Annotated in this window: 26 protein-coding genes, 2 tRNA genes, 3 pseudogenes and 1 other annotated feature; of the genes and pseudogenes, 15 read left to right on the forward strand and 16 right to left on the reverse strand. The window is 57.8% G+C overall.

Annotation, left to right across the window (positions count from 1 at the left end; translation table 11 throughout):
• The first annotated feature begins 132 nt into the window (after positions 1-132).
• Genes amrB (AFERRID_RS15990) through amrS form a run of 4 tightly spaced genes read left to right on the forward strand, consistent with a single transcriptional unit; the run spans position 133 to position 2,626 of the window.
• On the forward strand, positions 133-444 hold the full coding sequence (gene amrB / locus AFERRID_RS15990; RefSeq protein ID WP_269149197.1) for an AmmeMemoRadiSam system protein B: 312 nt from the start codon (positions 133-135) through the stop codon (positions 442-444).
• Positions 366-959 carry an AmmeMemoRadiSam system protein B gene (gene amrB, locus AFERRID_RS08965; RefSeq protein ID WP_269149228.1) on the forward strand — a complete coding sequence of 198 codons (594 nt, stop codon included), beginning with the start codon at positions 366-368 and terminating at the stop codon, positions 957-959. Before amrB (AFERRID_RS15990) ends, amrB (AFERRID_RS08965) begins: the two co-directional genes overlap by 79 nt.
• Positions 940-1,548: an AmmeMemoRadiSam system protein A gene (gene amrA, locus AFERRID_RS08970; RefSeq protein WP_126604977.1), complete on the forward strand. Its 609-nt coding sequence runs from the start codon at positions 940-942 to the stop codon at positions 1,546-1,548. Before amrB (AFERRID_RS08965) ends, amrA begins: the two co-directional genes overlap by 20 nt.
• Positions 1,541-2,626, forward strand: a complete 1,086-nt coding sequence (gene amrS / locus AFERRID_RS08975) for an AmmeMemoRadiSam system radical SAM enzyme (RefSeq protein ID WP_113526806.1) — start codon at positions 1,541-1,543, stop codon at positions 2,624-2,626. Before amrA ends, amrS begins: the two co-directional genes overlap by 8 nt.
• A 7-nt stretch (positions 2,627-2,633) precedes the next feature.
• Here amrS and AFERRID_RS08980 read toward each other — a convergent pair whose 3' ends face one another.
• Positions 2,634-3,968 carry a TolC family outer membrane protein gene (locus tag AFERRID_RS08980; RefSeq protein WP_126604978.1) on the reverse strand — a complete coding sequence of 445 codons (1,335 nt, stop codon included), beginning with the start codon at positions 3,966-3,968 and terminating at the stop codon, positions 2,634-2,636.
• 165 nt (positions 3,969-4,133) lie between these two features.
• Here AFERRID_RS08980 and pabB point away from each other — a divergent pair, with 165 nt between their 5' ends.
• The 3 genes from pabB to AFERRID_RS08995 all read left to right on the forward strand — a co-directional run bounded on the left by pabB (position 4,134) and on the right by AFERRID_RS08995 (position 6,664).
• Positions 4,134-5,522, forward strand: coding sequence for an aminodeoxychorismate synthase component I (gene pabB / locus AFERRID_RS08985; protein WP_126604980.1), 1,389 nt, complete (start codon positions 4,134-4,136; stop codon positions 5,520-5,522).
• Positions 5,523-5,589: 67 nt separating this feature from the next.
• A complete protein-coding gene (locus AFERRID_RS08990; protein WP_172959359.1) occupies positions 5,590-6,576 on the forward strand; it encodes a lysylphosphatidylglycerol synthase transmembrane domain-containing protein in 987 nt (328 codons plus the stop codon).
• A gap of 12 nt (positions 6,577-6,588) precedes the next feature.
• Positions 6,589-6,664 (forward strand) — tRNA-Thr (locus tag AFERRID_RS08995).
• Positions 6,665-6,891: 227 nt separating this feature from the next.
• On the opposite strand, the gene AFERRID_RS09000 is transcribed toward AFERRID_RS08995, so the two are convergent.
• Positions 6,892-7,182, reverse strand: a complete 291-nt coding sequence (locus AFERRID_RS09000; protein ID WP_126604982.1) for a hypothetical protein — start codon at positions 7,180-7,182, stop codon at positions 6,892-6,894.
• Between the two features lie 64 nt (positions 7,183-7,246).
• On the opposite strand from AFERRID_RS09000, the gene AFERRID_RS09005 reads away from it, so the two are divergent.
• The 5 genes and pseudogenes from AFERRID_RS09005 to AFERRID_RS09025 all read left to right on the forward strand — a co-directional run.
• On the forward strand, positions 7,247-8,188 hold the full coding sequence (locus AFERRID_RS09005) for a YqaJ viral recombinase family nuclease (RefSeq protein ID WP_225981940.1): 942 nt from the start codon (positions 7,247-7,249) through the stop codon (positions 8,186-8,188).
• Positions 8,185-9,048, forward strand: coding sequence for a recombination directionality factor (locus AFERRID_RS09010; RefSeq protein ID WP_126604984.1), 864 nt, complete (start codon positions 8,185-8,187; stop codon positions 9,046-9,048). The genes AFERRID_RS09005 and AFERRID_RS09010 overlap by 4 nt, the downstream gene beginning before the upstream one ends.
• A 278-nt stretch (positions 9,049-9,326) precedes the next feature.
• Complete coding sequence (locus AFERRID_RS09015) at positions 9,327-9,869, forward strand: GTP-binding protein (protein ID WP_172959360.1); 543 nt, start codon at positions 9,327-9,329, stop codon at positions 9,867-9,869.
• Between the two features lie 74 nt (positions 9,870-9,943).
• A complete protein-coding gene (locus AFERRID_RS09020; RefSeq protein WP_113525858.1) occupies positions 9,944-10,444 on the forward strand; it encodes a hypothetical protein in 501 nt (166 codons plus the stop codon).
• Positions 10,445-10,722: 278 nt separating this feature from the next.
• Positions 10,723-10,995: pseudogene (locus tag AFERRID_RS09025) on the forward strand (transposase); the annotation flags it as partial.
• A gap of 23 nt (positions 10,996-11,018) precedes the next feature.
• On the opposite strand, the gene AFERRID_RS09030 reads toward AFERRID_RS09025, so the two are convergent.
• The 6 genes and pseudogenes from AFERRID_RS09030 to AFERRID_RS09055 all read right to left on the reverse strand — a co-directional run.
• A complete protein-coding gene (locus AFERRID_RS09030) occupies positions 11,019-11,270 on the reverse strand; it encodes a hypothetical protein (protein ID WP_126604987.1) in 252 nt (83 codons plus the stop codon).
• 916 nt (positions 11,271-12,186) lie between these two features.
• A pseudogene (locus AFERRID_RS09035) lies at positions 12,187-12,622 on the reverse strand (DDE-type integrase/transposase/recombinase); the annotation flags it as partial.
• Positions 12,623-12,656: 34 nt separating this feature from the next.
• Complete coding sequence (locus AFERRID_RS09040; protein WP_126604988.1) at positions 12,657-14,294, reverse strand: IS66-like element ISAfe4 family transposase; 1,638 nt, start codon at positions 14,292-14,294, stop codon at positions 12,657-12,659.
• 49 nt (positions 14,295-14,343) lie between these two features.
• On the reverse strand, positions 14,344-14,691 hold the full coding sequence (tnpB, locus tag AFERRID_RS09045) for an IS66 family insertion sequence element accessory protein TnpB (RefSeq protein ID WP_012536650.1): 348 nt from the start codon (positions 14,689-14,691) through the stop codon (positions 14,344-14,346).
• Positions 14,682-15,014 (reverse strand): IS66 family insertion sequence element accessory protein TnpA, encoded by a 333-nt coding sequence (gene tnpA, locus AFERRID_RS09050; protein WP_012536651.1) that lies wholly within the window; start codon positions 15,012-15,014, stop codon positions 14,682-14,684. The genes tnpB and tnpA overlap by 10 nt, the downstream gene beginning before the upstream one ends.
• Before the next feature lie 78 nt (positions 15,015-15,092).
• Positions 15,093-15,913, reverse strand: a pseudogene (locus tag AFERRID_RS09055) (IS3-like element ISAfe7 family transposase); the annotation flags it as partial.
• Positions 15,513-15,629, reverse strand: a sequence feature (AL1L pseudoknot). It overlaps the preceding pseudogene by 117 nt.
• 60 nt (positions 15,914-15,973) lie before the next feature.
• Here AFERRID_RS09055 and AFERRID_RS15175 point away from each other — a divergent pair.
• Positions 15,974-16,120, forward strand: coding sequence for a hypothetical protein (locus AFERRID_RS15175; protein ID WP_172959302.1), 147 nt, complete (start codon positions 15,974-15,976; stop codon positions 16,118-16,120).
• A gap of 74 nt (positions 16,121-16,194) precedes the next feature.
• Here the strand turns inward: AFERRID_RS15175 and AFERRID_RS09060 are convergent, their stop codons facing one another.
• The 4 genes from AFERRID_RS09060 to AFERRID_RS15610 form a co-directional block, all read right to left on the reverse strand.
• A complete protein-coding gene (locus AFERRID_RS09060; RefSeq protein ID WP_113527165.1) occupies positions 16,195-17,274 on the reverse strand; it encodes a site-specific integrase in 1,080 nt (359 codons plus the stop codon).
• Positions 17,275-17,384: 110 nt separating this feature from the next.
• Positions 17,385-17,460 (reverse strand) — tRNA-Arg (locus AFERRID_RS09065).
• A 53-nt stretch (positions 17,461-17,513) separates the two neighbouring features.
• On the reverse strand, positions 17,514-18,302 hold the full coding sequence (locus tag AFERRID_RS09070; RefSeq protein ID WP_232027452.1) for a sodium:calcium antiporter: 789 nt from the start codon (positions 18,300-18,302) through the stop codon (positions 17,514-17,516).
• Entirely contained in the window at positions 18,269-18,520 is a 252-nt protein-coding gene (locus AFERRID_RS15610) for a hypothetical protein (protein WP_226833035.1), read from the reverse strand. The genes AFERRID_RS09070 and AFERRID_RS15610 overlap by 34 nt, the downstream gene beginning before the upstream one ends.
• Before the next feature lie 112 nt (positions 18,521-18,632).
• On the opposite strand from AFERRID_RS15610, the gene AFERRID_RS09075 reads away from it, so the two are divergent.
• Together AFERRID_RS09075 and AFERRID_RS09080 are read left to right on the forward strand one after the other, a co-directional pair.
• On the forward strand, positions 18,633-19,256 hold the full coding sequence (locus AFERRID_RS09075) for an MBL fold metallo-hydrolase (protein WP_113527167.1): 624 nt from the start codon (positions 18,633-18,635) through the stop codon (positions 19,254-19,256).
• 101 nt (positions 19,257-19,357) lie between these two features.
• Complete coding sequence (locus AFERRID_RS09080; protein WP_126604990.1) at positions 19,358-21,214, forward strand: DEAD/DEAH box helicase; 1,857 nt, start codon at positions 19,358-19,360, stop codon at positions 21,212-21,214.
• A gap of 97 nt (positions 21,215-21,311) precedes the next feature.
• Here AFERRID_RS09080 and AFERRID_RS09085 read toward each other — a convergent pair whose 3' ends face one another.
• The 4 genes from AFERRID_RS09085 to AFERRID_RS09100 form a co-directional block, all read right to left on the reverse strand.
• Complete coding sequence (locus tag AFERRID_RS09085) at positions 21,312-21,515, reverse strand: cold-shock protein (protein ID WP_009564993.1); 204 nt, start codon at positions 21,513-21,515, stop codon at positions 21,312-21,314.
• A gap of 118 nt (positions 21,516-21,633) precedes the next feature.
• A complete protein-coding gene (locus AFERRID_RS09090) occupies positions 21,634-23,796 on the reverse strand; it encodes a primosomal protein N' (RefSeq protein WP_126604991.1) in 2,163 nt (720 codons plus the stop codon).
• 266 nt (positions 23,797-24,062) lie between these two features.
• Positions 24,063-24,965 (reverse strand): 4-hydroxybenzoate octaprenyltransferase, encoded by a 903-nt coding sequence (gene ubiA, locus AFERRID_RS09095; protein WP_113527209.1) that lies wholly within the window; start codon positions 24,963-24,965, stop codon positions 24,063-24,065.
• Positions 24,965-25,549: a chorismate--pyruvate lyase family protein gene (locus tag AFERRID_RS09100; RefSeq protein WP_113527169.1), complete on the reverse strand. Its 585-nt coding sequence runs from the start codon at positions 25,547-25,549 to the stop codon at positions 24,965-24,967. The genes ubiA and AFERRID_RS09100 overlap by 1 nt, the downstream gene beginning before the upstream one ends.
• Positions 25,550-25,560 lie beyond the last annotated feature (11 nt).

Consider the following 25,560-nt stretch of genomic DNA (forward strand, 5'->3'; position numbering starts at 1 on the left):
TGATAATGGTCCGGCCAGAATACCCCACTATGGTCGGGCTTCGCCATGGGTAGGGCCCCTTGAAAAAACCTGTTCCCATCCAGATATATCTGGCATGCAGATATTGGCCGTATGGCGGCCGGGGGGTGTTTCGTGAAACTCGTCAGACCAGCAGCGGTGGCCGGTATGTTTTATCCTGGTAAGGCGGCCGTTTTGCGGGCCGAGGTGGAGCGTTTACTGGCCAGAGCTGAACAGGACGGTGAAGCGGCCGCTGCCCCATGGCCCAAGGCCATTATTGTCCCCCATGCGGGCTATATCTACTCGGGAACGGTGGCGGCTTCCGGTTACGCCCTGCTGGCCAAGGGCGGGGGCATATCCGCCGGGTGGTGCTTCTGGGGCCGGCACATCGTCTGCCATTTCGCGGTCTCGCCCTGCCGGGTGTCCAGGCCATGCAAACGCCGCTAGGTATCGTCGCGGTGGATCAGGCGGGGGTGGAGGCACTGGCCGGATTGCCCGAGGTCCGGGAAATGCCGGCCGCGCACGCTCAGGAACATGCCCTGGAAGTACAATTGCCTTTTATCCAGGAGGTGCTGGGTGACGTTAGCGTCGTCCCGCTGGTGGTGGGAGATGCCCGTCCAGACGAAGTGGCCCAGGTTCTGGAGAAGCTCTGGGGTGGCGAGGAGACGGTCATCATTATCAGTTCCGATCTCTCTCATTATCATCCTTACGCCGAAGCCCGTGCCATAGACCACCATACGGTGGAGGAAATATTGCGCTTCGATCCCACGCCCATAGACCACGAACAGGCTTGCGGCGCCACGCCCATCAACGGCCTGCTCCGGGTCGCCCGCAAGCACCACTTGCACCCGCGTCTGGTGGGTCTGTGTAACTCGGGTGATACCGCAGGGCCGCGTGATTCGGTGGTGGGCTATGCCACAGTCGCTTTTTACGGAGAGAGCCATGACCACGCAGGAACGTGACGAAAAGACCGGCGGGGTGCCGCCGGAAGCCGGAAAAACTTTGTTGCGCCTGGCTCGTGACACCATTGCCGGGGCGTTGGGTTTGCCCGCCGAGTTTGCTGCTGTGCCGGACTGGGCACAGCAGCCCGGTGCGACTTTCGTGACGCTCACTGAATCACAGGGTTTGCGGGGCTGCATCGGCAGCCTGCAAGCCCACCGGCCTATCGCCGAAGACCTGCGCGCCAATGCCCTGGCGGCGGCCTTCGAGGACCCGCGTTTCCCGCCGCTGAGTGTGTCGGAATGGTCACAGGTGCGAGTGGAAGTTTCATTACTCTCTTCGTTGCAACCCATGCATTTTGACAGTGAGGAGAGTCTGTTGGCGCAAATTGAACCCCATCGGCATGGGTTGGTTCTCACTTATGGTGCGCGTCGTGGCACCTTCCTTCCCCAGGTGTGGGAACAGCTTCCCCAGCCACGGGAGTTTCTGCGGGCGCTCAAACGCAAGGCTGGTTTGCCTGCAGATTTCTGGGCCGGCGAAATGGAAGTGCATTGGTATACGGTGGAAAAATGGCGTGAAGAGCAGACGCCAAAGGGGAAGGGCAATGGATAAGGAAACACTTATAATGCATCCGGGCCGCTACTGGCACCAACTTGCCGATGGGCGCATTCAGTGTGACCTCTGTCCGCGCGACTGTCGTCTGCAGGAAGGGCAACGCGGGGCCTGTTTCGTGCGGATGCGGGAAGGCAATACCATGGTCCTCACCACCTATGGCCGCTCCTCGGGTTTTTGTATTGACCCCATCGAGAAAAAACCCCTGAATCATTTTTACCCGGGCAGCAGTGTGCTCTCCTTCGGTACTGCGGGTTGCAACCTGGCCTGCAAGTTTTGCCAGAACTGGGATATTTCCAAGTCCCGCGAGATGGACCGGCTCCAGGACCAGGCCAGCCCCGCGGGCATCGCGGCAACCGCCCGGTCGTTGGACGTCAAAAGTGTGGCCTTTACCTATAATGACCCGGTTATTTTTGCCGAATACGCCATGGATACAGCAGATGCCTGCCATGCCGTCGGCATCAAGACCGTTGCCGTTACCGCCGGTTATATCCATGCGCAGCCGCGGGCGGAGTTTTTCGCCAAAATGGATGCAACCAATGTCGACCTCAAGGCCTTTACCGACGAATTCTACTTCAAACTGACCGGAGCGCATCTGGCCCCGGTGCTGGAAACGCTGGAGTATATCGTCAAGGAAACCCGGACCTGGCTGGAGATCACCACGCTGCTTATTCCGGGCCACAACGACTCGGAGGCGGAAATCCGTGCGGCGGCAGAATGGATGATGGGGCATCTGGGTCCCGACGTACCGCTTCATTTTTCTGCTTTCCATCCCGATTACCGGATGCCAGATGTGCCTGCCACACCGGCGGATACCCTGGTGCGGGCACGCCGCGTGGCCATGGAGACGGGATTGCATTACGTCTATACCGGCAATGTACATGACCAGGAGGGTGATACCACTTTTTGTCCCGGATGCGGGTCGGCATTGATCGTCCGCGACTGGTACCAGATATTGTCGTATCACCTGACTCCGGAGGGCCATTGCCCGCACTGCGGGCACCCTATTGCCGGGCATTTCGAGGCCAAGCCGGGGAGTTTCGGGCGCAAACGCATTCCTTTGCGCATCGGGGCCTGACGGCTGACTACGGGTTTGCGCCCCTGTCCAGCAAGGCATTTATGGCTTCCAGGTCTGCCATATTGATCTGGCCGGATGCGGCCTTGAGCTGTATGCGCGCTATAATCTGGTTATAGAACGCCACATTGTAGTCCTGCTCGGCGCGGATGTAGTCCGTGGCTGTTTGCAGCAGGTCGATGATGGAGCGGGTACCCACCTCATAGCCCTTGCGCGTACCTTCCAGGGAAACCTTGGCCGAGGCGACGCTCTCCCGGGTGGCGTACAGTTGGGCCACGCTGTCCTTCAGATTGAGGAAGGCGGTCTGGGTATTGAGCGTGACTTCGTCGCGGACATTGGCGACGTGATCAACGCTGGCGATGGTCTGTGCCTGTGCCTGCTGTACGGAGGCAGAGGTGTGTCCGCCCTGATAGAAGGGTACGGAGAGGTTGAGGCTCACACCGGCCTGATTGATGGCTATACCGGGAAAAGGATTACCCAGGGAGTGTTGTGCGATACCCTGAAGATCCACCACCGGCCAGCGCGCACGGCGGTTATATTCGACCTGATCCTGCGCGGTTTGTAACTGTGCTTCCGCCTGATGCATGAGCGGCTGATCTTTGATGGCGCTCTGCACCCAGCTGGTCATATCGTCGGGCTGAGGACCCATGGCCACATAATGCCCCAGGTTGTCGAGCACGCCGATGGGATGATGGGTGAGCCGTTGCAGGCGGCGTTGGGCAATGGCGACCCCGTTGCGGGCCTTGATAAGATCGGCTTTGGCGGCATCAAGGCGGGCTTGTGCCTCACGCACGGCAATGATATCTCCGGTGCCGATCTTCAGTGTGGCGTCCGTCTGTTTGTAAATGCTTTCGAACAGTGATTTCTGTTTTTCGGCAACGTATTCCTGAGCCTGGGCCTCCAGTACACCGAAGTAGGCCTGAGCCACCTGCAAAGCCAGTTGTTGCTCGGTGTAGGTGAGCGCCGCTGCGCTGGCCTGAATTTTGGTGTCGGCCTGCCTGAGCGCCGTCCACGCCTGACCATCAAAAACGGATTGGGTAATATTGACGCTGTAGCTGTCCGACAGGTACGCGTGATTGATGGGTTCCGCACCAAAGCCGGTGATGTCGGCCGTGTTGAAGCCAACGCCAGCACCGGCACCCACATGAGGGAGCAGGGCAGAACGGGCGAGGGGTTTGTCCTGCATCTGTGCCGACAGTTCGGCGCGAGCCTGCGCCAGGAGGGGGTCCGTCCGGTAAGCCTGCTGATAGGCCTCGACGAGGCTTTCCGCCCAGGCGGGCGTCGTGCCCAGAATCAATGTCACCATGAGAAGCGAAAGACGTGGGGATAGACGATCTGCGCGCATGGGAATGACCCTGTTATGACAGTAAGCCTACAAGATACTGACCGATCGGTCAGCCGTCAAGGGAGGATCCCGCAGTCATGCGCCTCGATGCCGCATCCGGGAATGGGCAAAATGGCGCTTCTCCCTTATGCTGATGCTCCCGTTTCAGTGGATTCTGCGCAGCTTATGCCTCACTCTGTTCTAACCCGACGTGCGGTGCCCTATCCCGAGAATGCCGCCACAGTGTTTGCGTCGCTAGCCTCAACGCCCTGGTCCTTCTTTCTGGATAGTAGTGCGACGGCGTCGCCGCAGGGGCGTTACAGTATGCTGGTGACGGCACCGCGCCGGCGTCTGTGGCAAGAGGCGGGGCGGCTTTGGATTGTCGATGAGGATGGCCCCGCGCGGCGCTCGGCGCTTTCGCTCTGGGAGGCGTTGCGCGAGTCTATGACGAGGCTTCCCGATGCCGCTTCTCTGCCTGCGGAACTACCTTTTGCGGGCGGAGCTCTGGGTTACCTGGCCTATGATTTCGGGCTGGCAGGGCAGGGTATTCCGCCGCCTCCCGCACCGTCTCTTCCTGAAGCGGCCTTCGGTATTTACGATACTACGCTGCTGGTCGACCATCATGGGCGTAAGGCCTGGCTTTGTGCGCCCGAAGACCGGATGGTGCAGGCCCTCGCGGAGTGGCAGCCACGCCTGGCTTGCAGGAAGGTATACCCCCACGATCCGTTCTTCCAGGTGCGAGGACCGGTACGGCAGATTTGGAGCCGCAGCGAATATGCCGCGGCTTTTGCCCGGGTGTATGCCTATATCCAGGCCGGTGACTGCTATCAGGTGAATCTGGCTCAACCCTTTGTAGCCTCGTACGCAGGCTCGCCATGGTCGCTTTACCAGCGTCTGCGAACGGTCAATCCGGCACCTTTTTCTGCATATTTGTCCCTGCCGCAGGGCGCGGTGCTGAGTTTTTCCCCGGAACGGCTGCTGCAGGTTCAAAAAGATCGTTTGCAGGTCCGGCCCATCAAAGGGACGCGCCCGCGTCTGAAGGATCGGCAGGACGACCAACAGATGGCGCAAGCACTTTTGGCCAGCCCCAAGGATCGTGCCGAGAACTTGATGATTGTCGATCTGTTGCGCAACGATCTGGGGCGGGTGGCAGCGACCGGCTCGGTGCAGGTGCCGCAACTCTGCGCGCTCGAATCTTACGCCCACGTTCATCATCTGGTCAGTGTGGTAGAGGCGCGGTTGGCGTCGGGACAGGATGCCTTGAGTGCGCTGGAGGCCTGCTTTCCGGGGGGATCCATTACCGGCGCTCCCAAACGCCGGGCCATGGAAATCATCGCGGAACTGGAAGCCGGGGCGCGTGGCCTGTATTGCGGGAGTATTGGTTATTTGGATCAGCGCGGAGGCCTGGATATGAATATTGCCATTCGCAGTATGACGGCTGTCCGGGGGGATTTACGCTTCTGGGCGGGAGGCGGCATCGTCGCAGATTCTGATCCCGATGCGGAGTATCAGGAGACGCTGGATAAGGTGGCTGTATTTCATCGCGAGCTTGCCGCATTGGCAGGAGAGGGATGAGGATATTTGTCATAGTGGCCCCATCTGGCATAGAGTCGCTCCCAGCCTTGACTGCAAAAAGCGGAACATGTCCAAAGAAAACAAAAAACATCATACCCATTGGCAACTTTTGCTGCAGATCGTCTTTACGGTTGGCATCCTGTTTTGGCTCCTACATAACACCAACTGGCAGGAACTGAGTCAGCGCTTTGCGGATATGCGCCCGCTCTGGTTCGTGGCGGCCGTGTTGTCCTACGCCATGAATCTGTCGGTATCCGCCATACGCTGGCGCATCATTCTCACGGCAATGGAGCGCTCCGCACCCATGCTCTGGCTGCTGCGGCTGAATTGGGTGGGTGCCTATTTCAATCAGATACTGCCGGGGTCTGTGTCCGGTGACGTGCTCCGCGCCTGGTACACCCGCCACCAGACCCACTCCATGCCGCTGGCGCTGGCCGCGGTATTCGGAGACCGCTTCATGGGTTTGGGGGCGCTGATTGCCATCGCTGCCGTCGCCTTTGTGCTGGGCGGTGCGCGGGTGGGATTGTTGCCGCAGATGGGTTGGACGATCGGGATTCTGGTCATTGCTTACGTCCTGATTGTATTTTTGATTCTGAGCCCATTGCTCAACTTTCTGGAAAAGTTTGCGGGTAAGTTGGGTGAAAAGCTGCACGACATCCGTCTCGGCATGGGCGCGCTGCTGCGTCATCGCCTGGCCCTCAGCGGCACGATTGTGCTCTCCTTTGTGGTGCAATTTTTTTCCATCCTGACTTTCTGGCTGCTTGCCCGTGCCCTGGGCGAAGCCCCCGACGCCGTGGCGGTCTGGGTGGTCTGGCCGGTGATCAGCCTTTTTCTGGCCTTACCCATCTCTTTTGCGGGCTGGGGGCTGCGTGAGGGGCTGATGGTGTTTTACCTGTCTTACCTGCACATGGGGCATGAACAGGCACTGGCGCTCTCGCTTTTGCTGGGCTTCACCGTCGTGCTGACCAGCCTGCCGGGTGCGCTGCTCTGGATCGGGCTGCACCGCCACCATCAGGCGCCGCCAGATTTGAAAATGCCGCCCGCCTCGCGTTAAACTGCGCCTCTTGCTGGCGTAGCTCAGTCGGTAGAGCTACTGATTTGTAATCAGTGGGTCGGGGGTTCGATTCCTCTCGCCAGCACCAAATAAACAAGGACTTACAAAAATAAGTGTAAGTCCTTTTTCTTTCTGGTAGACACATAGTAGACGTATGGCGTCAAGCTCTGTGCTGGGTCCTGCTAGGTAGTGCGGCCATAACTCTAAAAAGTGCTGTGCATCGTCTTCGCTGAGCCAGGGTGCTAGGTGCTCCTCAAAGAGGTGGTAATTTTCTCCTTCCTTATGAAGAAAACTAGGCTCATTGTGCAAATAAAATCATCGTGATGAATATTTTGCGGGTGGAAGCTCTCCGTCTGGATTCCAAAGCTCACAAAATGTCTGCTCACACCAGTTGACTAGCTGATACAAACCGTTCCCCGGCTGATATACAATGGCATAAGGAGCTGCGTGTTTCGCGGAAAAGAGGTAACTGCCACTCCCCCGAATTGATGGATACTCATAGCCATAAAGCAACTTATCTTCCAAGTCCTTTGTGTTGAACTGAATAGATAATATTGACTCCACATGATTTCTCTTTGCTATGTTTTGCATGGCTTCATAACTCATTTCAAAACCTCCTGCATACGTTTTCCAGTTCCTTGAGTTCTAGCCACTTCTGCATGTTGGGGACTTGCCCCTGCTTCATCCAGCCATGAGCCGGGAAGAATGGCTGCAATGGCGCAATCGCGGTATTGGCAGCAGTGATGCCCCGGTAGCAGTAGGAGCATCCCGTTACAAGTCGCCCCTGGAATTGTGGCTGGAAAAAACCGGCAGAAAGGAGCCGGAAGATTTATCCAGTAAAGACGCTGTGTTCTGGGGCACGACACTGGAGCCCATTGTGGCCCAGGTCTATGCCGAGAGAACCGGCAGCAAGGTCCGGCGGGTCAATGCAGTCCTGCAGCACCCCGAACGTCCCTACCTGCTCGCCAATCTGGATCGGATTGTGGAGGGCTGCGGAATACTGGAAATCAAAACCGCTGGGCTCCGCAGCCAAGGGCAGTGGGATGAAGGTGTACCGCTGGCCTATCAGATTCAAGTGCTGCATCAACTGGCCGTTACCGGAAAAAGCTGGGCGGATGTCGCCGTACTAATCGGCGGTCAGGAATTCCGGATCTACCGTATAGAGCGGGATGAAGCCCGTATTACGCAATTGCTGGAACTGGAAAAAGTCTTCTGGCAGCACGTTGAAAGGCAAACACCCCCAGAGGCAGATGGTTCTGATTCCAGTCACCGTGCCTTATCTCTCCTGTATCCCCAGAACAGCACCACGCTGGTGGATTACAGCGAAAAGCCAGAAATGAATGCCCTCTTCAAAGCACTCATGGAAGCCAGACAACGCAGCAAACTGGCAGAGCAACAGGAATCCCTGCTGGAACAGCGCGCCAAGGAAGCCATCGGTGATGCCGAAGGTGCCCTCTTCAGCATGGGCAAAGCCCTCTGGAAATGCAGTAAACCCAGCCGAACTCTGGACACCAAAAAACTGGCCCAGGAACAGGCTGATCTCATTGCGCCCTACTGGACCGAAAAACCCGGCACACGGCGCTTCACCGTACAATCAGGAGAACCAACATGATTAAAGGATTAGCCATCACCCCTCCGGTCATTGGCCGGATCGCCATTGGCAAAGTCGTTGAGAAAAACGGCAAGCGTCTCCCTGAAAAGGATGATGCTTTTACCATCACCACGCAGGTGCAGCAGAAGGGCGAGTGGATACTCCACCCGCTCCACAACACGCTGCTGGCACAGCAGGAAGGTGGAAAGCTGCGCAGTATTCCGGTCAATCTGCTCTTCAATGACCCAGACCTGAATCTCAGGGCAGAGTACAGCTTGTTTGACCGCAAAACCGGACGGCCTCTCTGTGTGGGCAATGGTGAAGTCGCCCGCAGGAGTACACAAGACGGATTTAAAAGCATCGGCTGTCCCGGCCCCCAGAATTGTGTGCTGGGCGCGGAATTGGGCTGCAAACCTTATGGGCGATTGAATGTGCAGATTGAGGGGCAAGAAGATGATCTCGGCAGCTTTATGTTCCGGACCACGGGATACAATTCCATCCGGACACTGGCGGCACGGTTGCAGTATCTCAACGCCATCAGTGGCGGCAGAGCACGGTATTTGCCACTCTCTCTCAAACTCCGTGCAAAAAGCACCACCCAATCCCATCGAGCCCCTGTTTACTACGTGGACATCGTTATCCGGGATGGCATAGACTCACAGCAGGTACTGATACAAGCCAAGGAACGAGCGGATCAGTCCATGGAAGCCATGGATGCTCTGGAAGCTGCGGCCAAACAGGGGTTCAGTAATGGGGCCTTTGAAGAAACAGAAGATGAAGGCATTGAGGTAGTGGAAGAATTCTTTCCGATGCAACAGGAAGATCAGCAGGTGGAAGATTTGCCTGCAATGACAGCAATGGAGACGCGGCGCGTAGGTTGACTGTATCCCTGGGCTACATGCTCAGGGGTATTTTTTGCTGATTGCAGATTTTAAATGGCATAACGTGTTTAACGGGGAAAGGATTTGAGGTCAATGACTGGTAAAGATAGTTGACATAGTGGTTCTGAAAGACATAACCTCCGACAAAGCAGGGCGCGCTCAAGGATGAAGTAATGGGATGAACGTCCCCTTCCCCAAGCCGCGGTCCGATGCCACGATGGGGCCCATTGAACAAGGAGGTTCATCCCATTACTTCGAAATTGAAGCCGCCCATTTACATGGAAGAAATTAAAATTATCATTGCCGGGCCAGTTGGTGCCGGTAAGACCACCGCAATGCGTACCGTGTTTGGGAACAATTTGCTCGCTGGCGAGGCGAAATACACGGCGGCGGAAGTCGATGATGTCAAAGGCTACACTACCGTATCAATGGATTATGGCACACTCAATGACATGCACAGTTGTTCAGAGAGACCTGTAAAATTGCATGTTTATAGTATTCCAGGGCAAGAAAGATTCAAATTCATGTGGGAAATATTATCCAAAAATGCCCATGGCCTGATTCTCTTGGTGGCGGCTGGAGAGCGGAATATCTTCTCGGTTATAAGTAATTACCTATCGGTTGTATGGCCCTATATGCATAATGAAAAAGCAGTGTTGGTCGCACTGAACAAAATACCTGAAAATTTCTTTGAAAATATAAATATACCTGAATACTTGTATTATAATGGTACGGCTTTACGATTTGTCAAAACCAATGTCACAGATAAAAGTGAAGTGCTCCTATTATTCCGATATATTGTAGAAATGATGGATATATAAACCATGTTAAATGATGCTGGCAGGAATGTAAATATGAGTGTCGCGTCATATCATCGGGCGCCGTGGATACTTTGATGAGTGAAGAAGCGGATACCATTTGTAGGGTGCTCGCATGGGGAGATGTTGACGTCAATGAGCTGTTAGCCGTGTGTGGGCTTATGATTCAGAACCTTTCTTTGGTCAAGTATAGTGTCGCCTTGGCGGAATTAAAAAAAATAGATAGAATTGTTTTGGATGAAAAACGGAATGTTTGGCATCTTTCGACCACGAAGGTTCAAGAAGCGATAGGGGAAGTGATCATGACAACAAATTGGGAGAATCCAGTGAATCAAGAAGAAACGTCTTTACTTCAAATAACAGAAAGCTCTCTAAATCCCTCTAGGGAGGCAGGGAGAAATAACATCGAGAAATTGTCTGATGTTGCTAATGGTTTGTCCTTATGGATGCATGAAGTCAAAGAATGGCATGTGCGCGGAGAGGAGCTTTTGCGGGGGATGCAGGACACCCTCAATCGCTTGCAGGAGCGCGAGAAAATTCTGCGAGAGGCTCTTCAAACTCTTAAAGATCAGGTTTAAATTGGCAGTTTTCCGAAAAACTTCCGGTGGGCATTTAGGCTCTTCGTCAGATCGGGTGGGAAGGGCGTATAATGCTGTGGAGCAGTTGAGTCCCGAATAGAAGTTAGCTGATGGTCTCGAACGAGTTGTTTTCTCTCGCGTTAGGGTTGGTACTGCCGTGGTTGGTGGGCGATGTGACCTTCCAAGTGTTGGAGAAGCGCCTGATTCTGCACATCAACTTCCCCAAGGGCAGTCGCATTGCTTGCCCCCATCTGTGGTGGGCGCTGTGGTGGGTGTGCCACCAGGGTGCCATACTCTTAAAAGCATGGTTGGAAAACGCTAAGGCCAGCGGCCTGCCGCCTATCATCAAGGTCGCCTACACTATCATGAACCATTGGGATGATGTGCTCCGCTGGTTTGAAAGCCAGATCAATAACGGCATTCTTGAAGGCTTCAATATAGCCTCATCCAATCCGCCAAAGTGAAAGCTCGGGGGTTACCGCACGCACAAAAATTTTATCAACATGGCTTACCTCATCCTGGGTAGGCTGGATCTCGGGCTGCCCACGTAAAATGTCGAGGAACCCACTCAACGCTACAGTCCAATCATTCGCGCCTCAACGCCAAGCCCCTTTAACTTTTCCAATATGGTATGCGAATCCATACAACTCGGATCGTATGCCACCTTGTAGTGGTGGCCATGATGCTCATGATGCTCCCCACCTTGATGTGCACTCAGCACACATTCCATAGCCGCCAAAGTCTCCTCAATAAGAAGCAATTCATCATGTTCTAATTTGCGAGTGCTACTGAATATCATATCACTAACTTGATTGCTATTATTCATGACGCACCCCCATCGTTAATGGCTGGAATATGCTATATCATTCACATATCCCACGCTTTCAGTATAGCCTTCCTTTTTACCATTTCAAGCGCCGGAAGGCTTGGCTGTTCTGCTGGACGGAACTGGGTGCCAAACAGGTCGGCATCGTGCAGAGCCTGTGACCACTTGCCGCTTCCACGACATCCATCCCTATGACTACCTGGGGGACAAGGCATTGATATTTTTTCGGCTCTTCGCCGGATCGGGTGGGTAAGGGGTAGAGGGCCCGGGCCGAAAGACATCACCTGGTCGGCGGCGGACGCGGTTGCCAACCTCCATCAACGGGGCGGCTTCGCCTGCACCTTCCATGCGGATAGCGCAGAGAGATCAATGATGCCGCTGTACACCTCTGGCGCTGCCCGCCTGGCCCATTTGCGTGCCCGATACGCCGCCGATGCGGCCCTGCTTGTCTCCTTCGCGTCAGGGGGCTTCCGAGGTCTGCCGCCAACCCCCTTGCCTTGCTTGGTTTTCATAGCCTCGCCTTCCTGCCGCTGAAACCCATTATATGTATGACGATGACATAAACTAACCCGCCAAACTCGCCCCACGTCAACCCCGGACTCTGCCGGCTGCAAGAGGCAATGTGCGCATAGAGCAACAAGGTCGGCGGCACAGGCCTTCAGCGTCCGTCGGCGGTGGCGCAGGCACATCAACCTCATCAACATGGCCTACCTGATCCTGGGCAAGCTGGATGTCAGGCTATCCACCTGAAATGATGAGGAACCGCGTTTTAACATCATGCTCTGGTGATAGGTTGGCTGCAGCCGAGAAAAAACAGCGCCCAAGGGAGGGGTTCTCCCTCTGAATAGAAGCGCATCATAAGCCTATTACACTGGCAGAAAGTGAACCGCCCCGGGTTTCGTGGAGGCCATTTGGTTTAAGTGCAGGCCGTTAATTCGGTCTGTTCGGCGAGTTGCCGATAGTAGTTTGCCTCAGCTTCTGCCGGAGGGATATAGCCGATAGGTTCGAGCAGCCTGACATGGTTGAAACCACGCCACCCATTCGAGGGTCGCCAGTTCCACCGCTTCCCGCGTCCTCCACGGGCCGCGCCGGTGAATCAGTTCCGCCTTGTACAGCCCATTGATCGTCTCGGCCAGGGCATTGTCATAGCTGTCGCCCTTGCTGCCCACGGAGGGTTCAACACCCGCTTCGGCGAGACGCTCGCTGTAGCGGATGCTGACATATTGCGAGCCCCGGTCTGAGTGATGCACGAGGCTGCCATCGCATTCGGACTGACGGGCGTAGAGCGCCTGCTCCAGCGCGTCCAGCACGAAGTCCGTCGTCATGCTTCGACTCACTCGCCAGCCGTAAACGTTCAGCCAACCCACCCTTGCGGGTTGGCGCCAATCAGGCTAATGCAGATTTTTTCCAGTTCCACGGCAAGAGTTCGTGGAGTTTTTTGTTGGGCCAGGTCGGGAGCTTTTCGAGCACGTCACAGAGGTACGCGAAGGGCTCGATGCCGTTGAGTTTGCACGTTTCGATGATGCTGTAGAAGGACGCGGCACGCTCGCCACCGGCATCATTTCCAACAAATAAAAAATTCTTGCGACCAATGGCCACGCCCCGCAGCGCTCGCTCCACCGGATTATTATCGATGCTGAGTTGTCCTTCTTCGAGGTAGAGCGTCAGTGCTTTCCAACGGTTGAGGGCATAGCCGATGGCTTTAGCGATGCCACTTTTCGGCGCCACCTGCATCTGGGTTTCCGTGAGCCAGGCATGGAAGGCTTCCAGCAGGGGACCGGCACGCTGCTGCCGGGCGGCGACTTTCTGATCTGGTAGAGATTCCTTGATCTCCGCTTCGATGGCGTAGAGTTTGACGATCCAGGCCAGGGCCTTCTGGGCTACCGGACTGGGACCCCGCTGTTCCACGTCATAGAAGTGGCGGCGGACATGCGCCCAGCATCCCGCTTCGATGATCTGTTCCTTGCGGTAGAGGGCATCATACCCCCCATAGTCATCGGTCTGGAGGATGCCTTGCCAGTCACCCAGAAAGTGCTGCGCGTGGATCCCCTTACGGTCCGGGGCATAATCAAAGACCACGACGGGATGCGGGGCATCCGCCTGGCTGCGATACACCCAGAGATAGGCTTTGTCCGTCTTGCCGCTGCCGGGGTTGAGGACCGGCAAGGGCGTCTCGTCGGCGTGCAGAATCTTTCCTTCCAGCAAGGCCCTTTTGCAGGCTTCGGCGAGCAGGCTGATCCAGTATTCGCCCTGACCCAGCCAGCTGCAGAGGGTGGCGCGAGAGATCGGTACGCCCGCTCGCTGGTACTGGGTTTCCTGCCGGTACAAAGGCAGGTGATCCACGTGTTTCGCCGTCATCACATGGGCCACCAGGCGCGCCGTGGGCAAGCCCTTGTCAATCACCTGTGCCGGTAATGCCGGACTTTCGAGGGTACCGCAGGGGCGGCAGGCCAGTTTGGGGCGGATATGGCGAATGACCTGGAAGCGTCCGGGGATATAATCCAGTTTTTCGCTGATCTCTTCCCCGACCGTTTCGAGTGGACCCCCACATTGCGCGCAAGTGCAAGTCTTGGGATCGTGACGTACTTCTACCCGGGGCAGATGGGCGGGGATCGCCATGCGGCCGGGGTGCCGGCGTACGGGACGGGCGGGGACCGCTACGGTCTGCGCGTCGGCGGCTGCTCCCTCTGCACGGCCAGCGGTCACGGCCGCACTGTCTTCCAGAACGGTTTCGAGGAGGCTTTCCATCGCCGCGATTTCGGTATCCAGCGCTTCTTCCCAAAGACTGATCTGGTCGGGAGAGAGCTTTTCCGAACGGCGTCCGAATCGCCAGCGCTGCAGTTTGGCGATGGTGCTTTCCAGGCGGGCGATGGTTTCATCGCGCAGGGCAATGGCCGCTTGCTGTTGGGCGATGATCCGGGTGCGTTCCGCTTCCTGTTCCTCCTGCTGTTGCAGCAGGCTCAGCACCAGATCGCGCAGGGCGTCCGGGCTGGTGGGAAGAGGCGTTTGCGGCGCTGAAATCATCAGAAAATAGTATCGGAACTGGGCTATTTATACAAGAAATTCCCGCTAGTTACAGCAGTGTTGGTGTGCATTTTTCCAGGCTCGGTAACGGCGTCCACGGGCGCCCCTCTACCAGCATCGCCCACTGCGCAGCGGAGAGTTCTATGGCACCGGCATCGGCGCGGGGCCAATGGAGTCGTCCCTGATCCAGACGGCGATACACCAGCCAGAAGCCCAGTCCATCCCACAGTAACAATTTCAGACGATCCCCTCGGCGGTTGCGAAAGACAAAAGCATGACCGCAAAAAGGATCGGCAGCCAATACCCCCTGTACCTTGGCCGCCAGGCCATCAAAGCCTAACCGCATATCTACGGGCGCTGCCGCGAGCCAGATCCGGCTGCTCGAATTTAGCCACATGGTCTTTCCAGAATCTGCACCAAGGTCTGGAGCCAGCTGGTATCTACCGGCGCCGCAAGCTTCAGGCTACGACCGGATAACAGGTGAATTTCCACCGGTGAAACAGGCGTCCTGACCGGCGCGGCCAGAGTTACCGGCAAAAACCCTTCGGGCACGGCGGACAGCAACGGCGTTTGTACAGAATCGGCAAAGCGTTTGCGCCAGTAATGCAGCGTGGCTACGGCGATCCCCGCCTGCGCACAATAATTCTTGACCGACTGTCCGCTCGCCTGAAATCCCTCTACCTGCTGCCGCCAATAAGCGACTTTCTCTTCTTTCTTCATCACCATCCCTCCGCGCTGAATGCAGATCAGGATCGGTCAGGTCAGGAAATTTGGGAAGGTGGGTTGCTTAGACGCTTACCGCCAGCCAACGATGCGCCGGGCGAACACGTCGATCACGAAGGCCACATACAGCCAGCCCTGCCAGGTCGAAACATAGGTGAAATCCGAAACCCAGAGCTGGTTCGGCCGATCCGCCTTGAACTGGCGGTTCACCCGATCCAGCGGGCACGGTTGTTTGGAGTCGGGTACCGTCGTGCGCACGCTTTTACCCCGCACCGCGCCGCGCAATCCCAGGCGGTTCATCAGGCGCTCGACGGTGCAGCGCGCGACCTCGGTGCCTTCGCGCTTCATCTGCCGCCAGACCTTGTCCGCGCCGTAGACCTGAAGATTGGCCTGCCAGACGCGTTCGATCTTGGGTATCAATACATCGTCGCGTTGCGCACGCGCACAACGCAGCGCGGGATTGCGCTGGCGTGTGGCATGAAGCCGGTAGCCCGACGGGGCGATCTGCAAGACACGGCAGATCGGCTCGACCCCAAAAACATCACGATGCGTATCGACAAAGGTGTTCATGACTTCAGACGGCGGTCGAGCTCCGCCTGGGCAAAAAACGCACTTGCCAGCTTCAGGATTTCGTTGGCACGGCGCAATTCCTTGACCTCACGCTCCAGCGCCTTGATACGTTCACACTCTTCGCTGGTGACGCCGTCGCGCAATCCGGTATCGACTTCATGCCGTTTAACCCATTCATGCAAGGTATGGGGCGAACAGCCGATCTTAGGAGCAATAGACTCCACCGCCGCCCAGGGCGAAGAATACTCGCCGCGGTGTTCCTGCACCATGCGCACCGCGCGTTCGCGAACTTCAGGGGAATATTTGGGTGTTTTAGCTTTGTTCATCATGGCTCCATTCTCTTGGAAAAAGGAGCCTCCTCAAAATCCGGGGCGGTTCAGTTTGAGATGTTTACGATTCGCCAAATCCTGGTGCGGATGCGCCAAGGGGGTGATAGGGACAGGGAGATCGCCCGTTCCGGACTCATGGGGCGCAAGAAGTTAGGCGTCTTACGTCATCAAGCAGCACTGCACGACTGGCTGGACCGTGGCTGATGTTTTTGCCGGAAGGTCAGGTGCGAGTGCATCTCTGCGGCCAGCCGTTGAAAGTCTATGCCGCCATGATGTCGTCACCCCAGCAGCTTTGCCAAGTCTTCCGCCCGTAGATGGGTATAACGCTTCAGCATCTGCAAGGTTTTGTGCCCGGTAATGGCCGCCACCTGCATCGGATTGAGGCCCTTCTCAAAGAGGCGGCTGGTGGCCTCGTGGCGCAGGTCGTGGAAGGTCAGCCCGGTGATGCTGGCACGGCGGCAGGCTCGTACATAGGATTGATGTATCCCCTCGTAAGTAACCCCGAACACGCGCCCGTCCAGATTGCGCGGCAAGGCCTCCAGCGTCACCACCGCGCGACTGGAGAGGGGCACCGTGCGGGCCTCACCATTCTTCGTCTTGGGCAGGTGCGCCGTGCGCTTTTTCAGATCCACGTTTGACCATTGCAGGCCCGGCGTTTTTTGGGGACGGATTCCTGTTTCCGTATCCGCCGTACCGTAACTTTCCAGAATTTCTCCCGCCCGCATGGCCGTTTCGATGGCGAAGACGACTACGGGGCGTAGCCACGGGTTGCGGGCATCGCCGCATGCGGACAACAGCTTTTCCTCTTCGTTATCCACTAGACGGCGATCCCGCGCACCAGATTGTGCCGGCATTTTGATTTGCAGGCACGGATTTCCATGTGCGAGTGGGATTCCCCATTCTTTTATAGCATGAGTAATGACGCGGGAGAGGAGGGCAATTTCATGTCGTACCGTCTGACTGGTCAGTGTGCGGCCCGTTTTTTTGCTGACGGACTTGATCCGTCTGTCCCGATACAGCGCCAGTTTTTCCGGCGACAAGGCCGCCAACGACAATTTACCGAGCTCGGATGCGGTCAGGATACGGATGACGGAACTTGGCCCCTGTCTGCTCTTTTTTTCAGGCAGTATCTCCCGTGCATAGCGATCCAGCAGGTCGGCGACGCTCGTGGCCTCTGCACGGCTTCGATCCCGCCAGACGCCCCTATCCATTTCCGATTCGATGGTTCGCGCCCAGGCTTCGGCATCGCGTTTTGCCCGGAAGGTCTTTGTCTGGCTGGGATACCCTTTTTTTCGAACGATGGCCTGCCAGCCAATCGTGATGCCGTCTTGGTCTTCCCGTGAATTTATGGTTGCCATGCTGCACCCTCGCTGCAATGAATCCGAAGTCTCGGTGCAGCATATTTGCAGCGTAAATTCAATAGACCAAAGAAGGTTGCCATGCATCGCTGGCATAGTATTGATTTTATTGGTGCCCCGAGCGCGAATCGAACGCGCGACCTACCGCTTAGGAGGCGGTTGCTCTATCCACTGAGCTACCGAGGCTGCGGCTCATTCTAGCAAAAGGCAATACCGTGCGGCGAGTACCTTTCGGGTGGTCAGGTAAGGGCAAAGAAATAAGCCCCGTAACACAGGCCATTGAAAAGAAAATGATAGGGCCGCAGGGTAACGCCGCGGCGCACCAGAAGATAAGAGTATCCCCCGGCCAGCAGCGTGAGCCCCGCGCCCAGCAAAACCGGAGGGGAGGGTGACCATGGGGTCAGCATCACCCCGATAGCGGGCAGCAGGCTCCCTTGAAAGACCAACGCCCCGGTGATGTTGCCAAACGCCAGCGTATCCTTGCGGCGGCGAACCCATAGGATGCTGTTGATCTTCTCCGGCAACTCCGTCGCGATGGGCACCACCAATAAAGACAGGATCAGCGCAGAAATACCGAGCCAGTGCGAGAGTCCCTCAATCCCGTCGACGAAGAGGTTGGCGCCAAAGACGATCATGCCAAGTCCTATGGCAAGCTGGATCAAGATGACCTGCATCTTCGTGGGTAGGCCCGTCTTGCTCAAGTACAAGGCGTGCCCTGCTTCGGTGCCGTGCCCCTCGGCGACCAGCGCCGCCGAGGCACGCAGGGTCACCATCACATACAGAAAATACAATGTAACCAGCATCAGGGCGATGCCGATACGCGCCAAAGTGATGTGGTGAGGCACGAAAAGAGCAATGGTCGAGAGGCCGAAGGCAATCAAAAACCAGCCAAGATCGCGACGCAGGCCGGTAGGTTCCGGATTTAATGCTCCGTGCCAGCCGCGCTGTGGCGATACAAACAGCGCCATCATGAACAACGTCAGCGTGGACAGCATCATCGGAGCGCCCAGAATGGCGCCGACACCCACTTCTCTCCCAAGTGCGCTGGTTGCCCGCTGGTCGCGGCAAAAACCGCAACGACAGGTACCATGGTCTCGGGAAGCGCCGTGCCCACCGCCGCGAAAATGGAACCGGTAACCCCCTCGGAAATACCCAGACGGTCGCCCAGGTGCTCCAGTGCGTTGGTAAAAGCCTCTGCGCCGGCGAGAATGATGAGGAGTGCGGCGACCAGCAGGAGAATATTCATGGGCCCATTATGCCACAGAGCCTGCACGCCGCAACGCGCCGCGGAATGGGTTGCGCAGCGGATTACGGGTATACTTGCAGGATCCATTCAGCTGGGCAGTAGGAGATGTACGATGCAGAAGCTCTGCAGCTTTTTTGACCGGGACATTTACCATGTGGAGGGCGGGCAGGGTAGCCCTGCCGTCTATTTCGTGGCCGATAGGGATGCCGGTGGTATTCTCGTCAACGCCCCGCGCTTCCGTCCGGAGCTGCAAGCTGGACTGAATGCCATCGCCCCCTTGCGGGTGCTTTTTTTGCCCAGTCGTTTCGGGGCGCAAGATCTAGCGCAGTGGCAGACGGCGGGCTGCCGGCTGGTGGCCCAGCCAGCGGAGAGTAAGGCGCTGGGCGTGTCGGTCGACGTGCCGCTGGACAGCAAACTGCGCCTGACCCGCACCATCGATTTTCTTCCCATGTCTGGACGGACAACCGGGAGCTGTGCCATGCGCCTGCGTAACAAGCCGGGGGCCATATTCTTTGGCCCGATACTGGAGAGCGAAACGGCGTCGCAATGGCCGAGCCTGATACCACATGCCGACGATGCCTCCTGGGAGATGCGCATCTTCGGCAGCCTCGGCTTGCGGGATATCCGCTACGCCTATGCCTTTACGGACACGTACACGGCGGGTCATACTCCCATCGGGCCAGATGCCGACGCGGCTATTCAGATGCAGCTGCAGGCGGTGTTGGACGCAGACTGATTTTGAAGCCTCTTTCGGAGGGCGCCAAGAAAACGCTGCAAGCTGTCCATAATGAGCGTATAGTCTGGACGCTGAATTCTCTTCGTTGTCCAGGTGTATGCATGTCTCAAGAAACCGATCTCCGCTTTATTGATTTTGCCCTCGCTGAACCGATCCAAAAGGCGGTTACAGAGATCGGCTATGAACAGCCATCCCCCATTCAGGCGCAGAGCATTCCGCCTCTGCTCGAGGGGCGGGACGTTATCGGCCTGGCGCAGACCGGTACCGGCAAGACTGCCGCCTTTGCGCTGCCGTTGCTGAGTCGTGTTGACCTCAGCTTGCGCGCGCCGCAGTTGCTGGTACTCGCGCCGACTCGTGAGCTCGCCATACAGGTAGCGGAGGCCATGCAAAGTTATGCCAAGTTCCTCCCCGGATTTCATGTGCTGCCCATCTATGGTGGGCAGGCCATGACCTTGCAGCTCAAGCAGTTGCAGCGGGGTGTGCAGGTCGTGGTGGGTACGCCCGGACGCATTCAGGATCATCTGCGCCGCAAAACCTTGCGTCTGGATCAGTTGCAGGCCGTGGTGCTGGATGAAGCCGATGAGATGCTGCGCATGGGCTTTATCGACGCAGTGGAGGATATCCTCAAACACACGCCCGAAGACCGACAGGTGGCGCTGTTTTCTGCAACCATGCCCGACGCCATCCGCCGCATCGCCAAAACCTATTTACGCAATCCCTTGGAAATCCGGATTAAATCAGCGACGACCACGGTGGCTGCCATTCGTCAGCGCTACTGGCAGGTCAGCGGCACCCACAAGCTGGATGCCCTTACCCGTATTTTGGAAGTAGAGGACAGTAACGCCTGGCTGGTTTTTGTGCGTACCAAAACGGCGACAGTGGAGTTGGCGGAGCGCCTGGAAGCACGCGGTTATGCCTGTGGCGCGCTTAACGGCGATCTCAGTCAGGCCATGCGCGAGCAGACCATTGAGCGACTGAAAGCCGGGACACTGGATATAGTCGTTGCGACCGATGTGGCGGCCCGCGGTTTGGATGTCGAGCGGATCAGCCATGTGATCAACTATGACATTCCTAATGATACCGAAGCCTATGTCCACCGTATCGGGCGCACGGGACGTGCCGGACGTACCGGAGATGCGATTCTTTTTGTTGCACCACGCGAACGTCACCTGCTGCACGCCATCGAGCGCGCGACGGGGCAGACGATCACCGCGATGCATCTGCCCAGCATCGAAGATGTCGCCGACAGGCGGATGAGGCAGTTCAAGGATCAGTTGACGGAGGTGCTGAATAGCCAGGATCTGGCCGTCTTTGAAACCCTTATTGCGGATTATCAGCGGGAAAGCGATGTGGGGTTGGGAGAAATCGCTGCAGCGCTGGCATACATGGTACAGAAGGAACGGCCCCTGATTCCCGTTGAAGCGGAGGTGTCCAGGCCGATGCGTAGTGACTCCGCCGGTTCGGGCGCTGGCCGCCCTCCTTCCTCCCGTCGCCGCGCTGACGACGAGCGGGGCGCACGGCCACCGCGAGGTGCTGCTGCACCGGGGAGGGGCGATGATGTGCCCATGCGTTGTTTCCGGCTGGATGTGGGCGAAAGCCACGGTGCGCAGGTCAAGAATATTGTTGGTGCGATCGCCAATGAAGCTGGGATACCCAGCCGCAATATTCGCAAGGTACAGATCCATGAGGAGCACACTACGGTCGAACTTCCTGCGGATATACAGCCGTCCGTGCTGCAGCATCTGCAAAAGGTGTGGGTAGCCGGACGGCCGTTGCAGATCTCCTCGACGGATGCCGGTGCGTCTGCAGGGCGGGCGTCAGCCCGAACACGCCCGGCTAGTAGCCATGAAGAGTCGCGGGTGCCGCGCAAGATACTCTCCGCCAGAACGGAAAAAGGCGAGTACAAAACCAAGGAGCATGGCGCTGGAGCCACGAAGCGGAAGAAACCCGCGCGATAGACGCACAAAAGAAAACCGGAATCGCGATCGCCAAACCGGTAAAGCTATTTTTCCCCGCAGGGGGGACGGGTGGCTCAGCGCCACCCGTTAGGCTGAATTAAGCCCGGCGGACCTTCTCGGCCTGCAAACCCTTCGGGCCACGAGTCACTTCAAAATTGACGCGCTCGCCTTCGGCCAAGGTCTTGAACCCCGTACCTTCAATAGCGGAATGATGCACGAATACGTCTTCCTTGCCATCTTCCGGCGTAATGAACCCAAACCCCTTGCTGTCATTGAACCACTTCACTGTACCAACCGCCATTTTACACCCCAGATTAATCAAAGATGGCCCAACTGGCCATTTCCAAGGATAGCATATACACAGTACGACGCAAGGTTAAATATTCGGGTACTAAATATCTGGAGCGGATGGCGAGCATTCACGTGATCAGTAGGGGGTCCACATCCAGCGTCCAGCGGACATGCCTAGCGGAGCTGAGTCCGCCGAGTTGTGGAAGCCAGAGATTAAGTGCCTTCTGCATTTGCGTACGGTTTGGCGCCTGTATCCACAGTTCTGCGCGTTCAAAACCGGCACGACGTTCCATGAGCGACGGTAGCGGACCGCTGATTTCCACCAGAGCGGGCGGTACGCACTGGCAGGCGGCACTCAGGAAGGTGTCTACGCGGTGTCTCTGGTGCGCCTCGGCACGCAGTAGGGTGAGAGCGGCAAAGGGCGGCAATCCTGCCGCCTGTCGTTCATTCAGGAGCGCCTCGGCGGGAGGGCGGTAGTCGCCCCGGGAGAGGCTCTGCAATAAAGGATGTTCTGGCAGATGAGTCTGTAATAGGACCTGTCCGGGTCGCTCTTCACGGCCGGCGCGGCCTGCGACCTGCACAACGGTCTGTAGCAGTCGTTCCGGTGCGCGAAAGTCGGCACTGAACAGGCCTTGGTCCGTATTGATAATGCCCACCAGGGTGACCGCCGGGAAATGATGCCCCTTGGCCAGCATCTGAGTACCCACGAGTATGGCAGCACGATTCTGGCGGATGTCGGCGACCGCCGTAGCGAGGGCATCGCGGTCGTGCAACGCATCGCGGTCGATGCGCCAGATGGGGGTTTGTGGGAATCGCTGGCGAAGCACTTCCTCCAGTTGCTCAGTGCCTTGTCCGGCGGTAATCAGTGCCGTACTGTGACATGCAGGGCAGGCTTGCGGCCAGCGCGACTCGTGTCCGCAATGGTGGCAGCGGAGACGTTCCTGCCGGCGGTGCCAGGTCATGGGCGCACTGCAACGGGGGCATTGGACCACATGGCCACAATCGTGGCAGAGCACTGCCGGGGCGTAGCCGCGACGGTTCAGGAACAGCAATACCTGATTGCCGGCTTCCAGGGTTTCCTTACATGCCGTCAACAGGGTGGTGGAAATGCCACCCTGCAGGTTTTCGCGGCGCAGTGGCACGATAGTCATCACCGGTAAATCGGCCGAAGTAGCGCGTTGCCGCAGTTGCAGGTGTCGATAGCGCCCCTTTTGTGCATTGCATAGGCTTTCCAGAGAAGGCGTGGCGGAGCCCAGGACGATCGGAATGTTTTCCAGCCTCGCGCGTTGAATCGCGAGATCCCGTGCCGAATAATGCCAGCCGTTTTGCTGTTTGAAAGAGGGGTCATGCTCTTCATCGACGACAATCATGGCAAGACGGGGCAGGGGCACGAATACTGCCGAGCGGGTGCCAATGATCACCTGTACCTGGCCCGCCGCGGCCGCTGCCCAGATGCGCAGACGCTCTCCGTCGCTTTGAGCAGAGTGCAGAGCGGCCACATGACGCGCGCCAAAACGCATCTGGCAGCGTTCCACGAGTTGGGGGGTGAGGCCGATCTCCGGGACCAGGACGAGGATCTGTGCCCCGGACTCCAGATGAGGCCGGATTGCTTCCAGATATACTTCTGTTTTACCGCTGCCGGTCACGCCCTCCAATAACCAGGCGTTAAAGCCCCTGGCCATGCGCAACTGGGTCACGGCGCTGGCCTGTTCTGCATTCAGGCAGTGTGGAGAGGGTGTCGCCTGCGTCGGCGGGGCGTCTTCCATCACGGCTTCTATCCAGCCGCGGCGGACGGCCTGTCGCAGGGTGGCGCGCAACTCTTTGGGGATGACTGTTGTGGGCACAACCCTGTTGGTGATGAGTTGCTCCCGGAGCGCCTGTTGCAACTTGCCGGGCTGGCGTGGCACCGTCTGTGCTTCGTTGATGCTGAGGCGGTAGCCCTGGGGAGCCGGTTCGGGCAGTGGCCGCCCCTGGCGCAGCAGGGTCGGCAGCGCGGTGGCCCAAGCATCGCCGATCGGGTGATGGTAGTATGCCGCCCCGAATTGTATCAGTTGCTGCAGGGCAGGGGGTAAAACAGGGTGCGTATCCAGGACCTCGCCGATGGGCTTGAGCGTTACATCGGGTGGGCAACTGGCATACCCGAGAACGATGCCAACCCGACGGCCTTTGCCGAAAGGCACCCGTACCCGCATGCCCGGCTGCAGACGACCCTCCGGCGGCGGGGCATAGGAAAAGATGCGGCGAAGTGGCACCATCACGGCGATCTGAATGCAGGTGTTTTCGGCATTCATGAAGTTGCCCACAAGTTCTGTGGATAAGTCTGTGTATGAGTATCCTGAAAAGTCCCAGACCCCCTGTCCTTCAAGGCATTAGAGTATGCGCCTAAAAAAGGTGCAAATAAAAAACGTATATAAAACAATGTGTTGTTAATTAACATCAGAGATCTGGCGGGAGGCATCCGGCTTGCTTCGGTGTATGAGTAAACTGTGTATAAGTTTGTCAATAGTTGTTTCAAGATGCTTCGGTGGCATGTGGGCAACATCGGAATGGCCGGTTTTCATGCCGCTCCGGGCAGAACGGTGGATACCCCGCCCGGCGCGAGGCCCGCGACAATCCCCCAAAAGAGTAGCAGTCCAATCCAGTTATTGTGCAGAAAGGCGCGGAAAGCCTGATCCCGGTCGCCGCCGAGCAGCGTCTGCTCATAGGCCGCGAGAACAGCAGCACCCGCCAGGGCGATCCAGTAAGGCCAGTGCATAGCCTGGGCGACCCCTATCCCGATAAAGAGGGTCAGCATGACCGCCTGCAGGGCGGCAATGGTGTGACGGTCGAAGCGTCCAAAAAGAATGGCCGTCGACTTGATCCCCGCTTGGATGTCGTCGGGACGGTCCGCCATGGCGTAGGCCGTGTCATAGGCTACGACCCAGCAGGCATTGGCCAGCATCAGCCACCAGGCGAGCGGGGGCACCTGGTTGAGGGTCGCGGCAAAGGCCATGGGTATGCCAAAGGAAAAAGCGATGCCCAGATAGGCTTGCGGGAGATGAGTGAAGCGCTTGAACAAGGGGTAGGTAATGGTGATGAGCACTGCGCCCGCGGATAACCCGATGGTCAGCCAGTTGAGGAAGGGCAGGAGGGTGGCAGCCAGCAGGCACAGGACGACAAATAAACGCAGTGCCTCTTGCGGAGTGATCAGGCCTGCCGCCAGGGGGCGCTGGCAGGTACGGGCTACCTGTCGGTCGAAATCACGGTCAAAGTAATCGTTGATCACGCAACCTGCCGAGCGTGTCAGCCAGGTGCCGACAGTGAAAATCAGGAAGAGGCGGAGTGAGGGTGTGCCCTTTGCCGCAAGCCAGAGTCCCCAGTAAGTCGGCCAGAGCAGGAGCAGAGTGCCGATGGGACGATCCACGCGCATCAGGCCTGCATAAGCGCGCAGGCGCTGGCGGAGCGACGAGGGTGCTTGCATCAGCGTCGTCCCCGTCCCGCCCAGCATGGCAGGTCCGGCAGAAAATGCTCTTCTACCAGCACGCCTGCGCTGCCGCGCCGCAATACGGAGCGCCGCTGCCAGCGTCGCTGGCCGAACCGTGGCCGGCTCTCGGCCTGAATCGGGGAGCGCCGCAACCGGCGGTGGCGGAATAAGGTGTTGCCGATGGGGCGCGTGCCATGGCGGGTCAGGGGTAACAGACCGTGGCGCAGTCCTCGCAAAGGAATGGTGGTGCGCGCCCAGAGTGCCGGATATGCCGGGTCACCACCGTGCAGGAGCACCTCGCGCCAGAAAATCCGTTCGCCGCGACGCATGCACAAAATGCTGCGCTCGATCGGCGAAGGGCTCGCGCGTCCGCTATCCAGCAGCAGCGCCCGCACGATCTGCGATTTTCCATAAGCCCGTTGCAGAGCGGCGGTGAGGGAGGCAGGTAAGGTGAGCCAAGGCCAGATTGCGCGGGGAGCATGGCGCAGGGCAGGGGGGTCGCCGACCATCATCGTGGCGTGCGGCAGTGATCCCCTGCGCAACACGGGTACGGCATGTTGCGCCTCTTGGTCACGCAGCATTACACCACCTT

It is taken from the genome of Acidithiobacillus ferridurans (assembly GCF_003966655.1).
GTDB classification, from domain to species: domain Bacteria; phylum Pseudomonadota; class Gammaproteobacteria; order Acidithiobacillales; family Acidithiobacillaceae; genus Acidithiobacillus; species Acidithiobacillus ferridurans.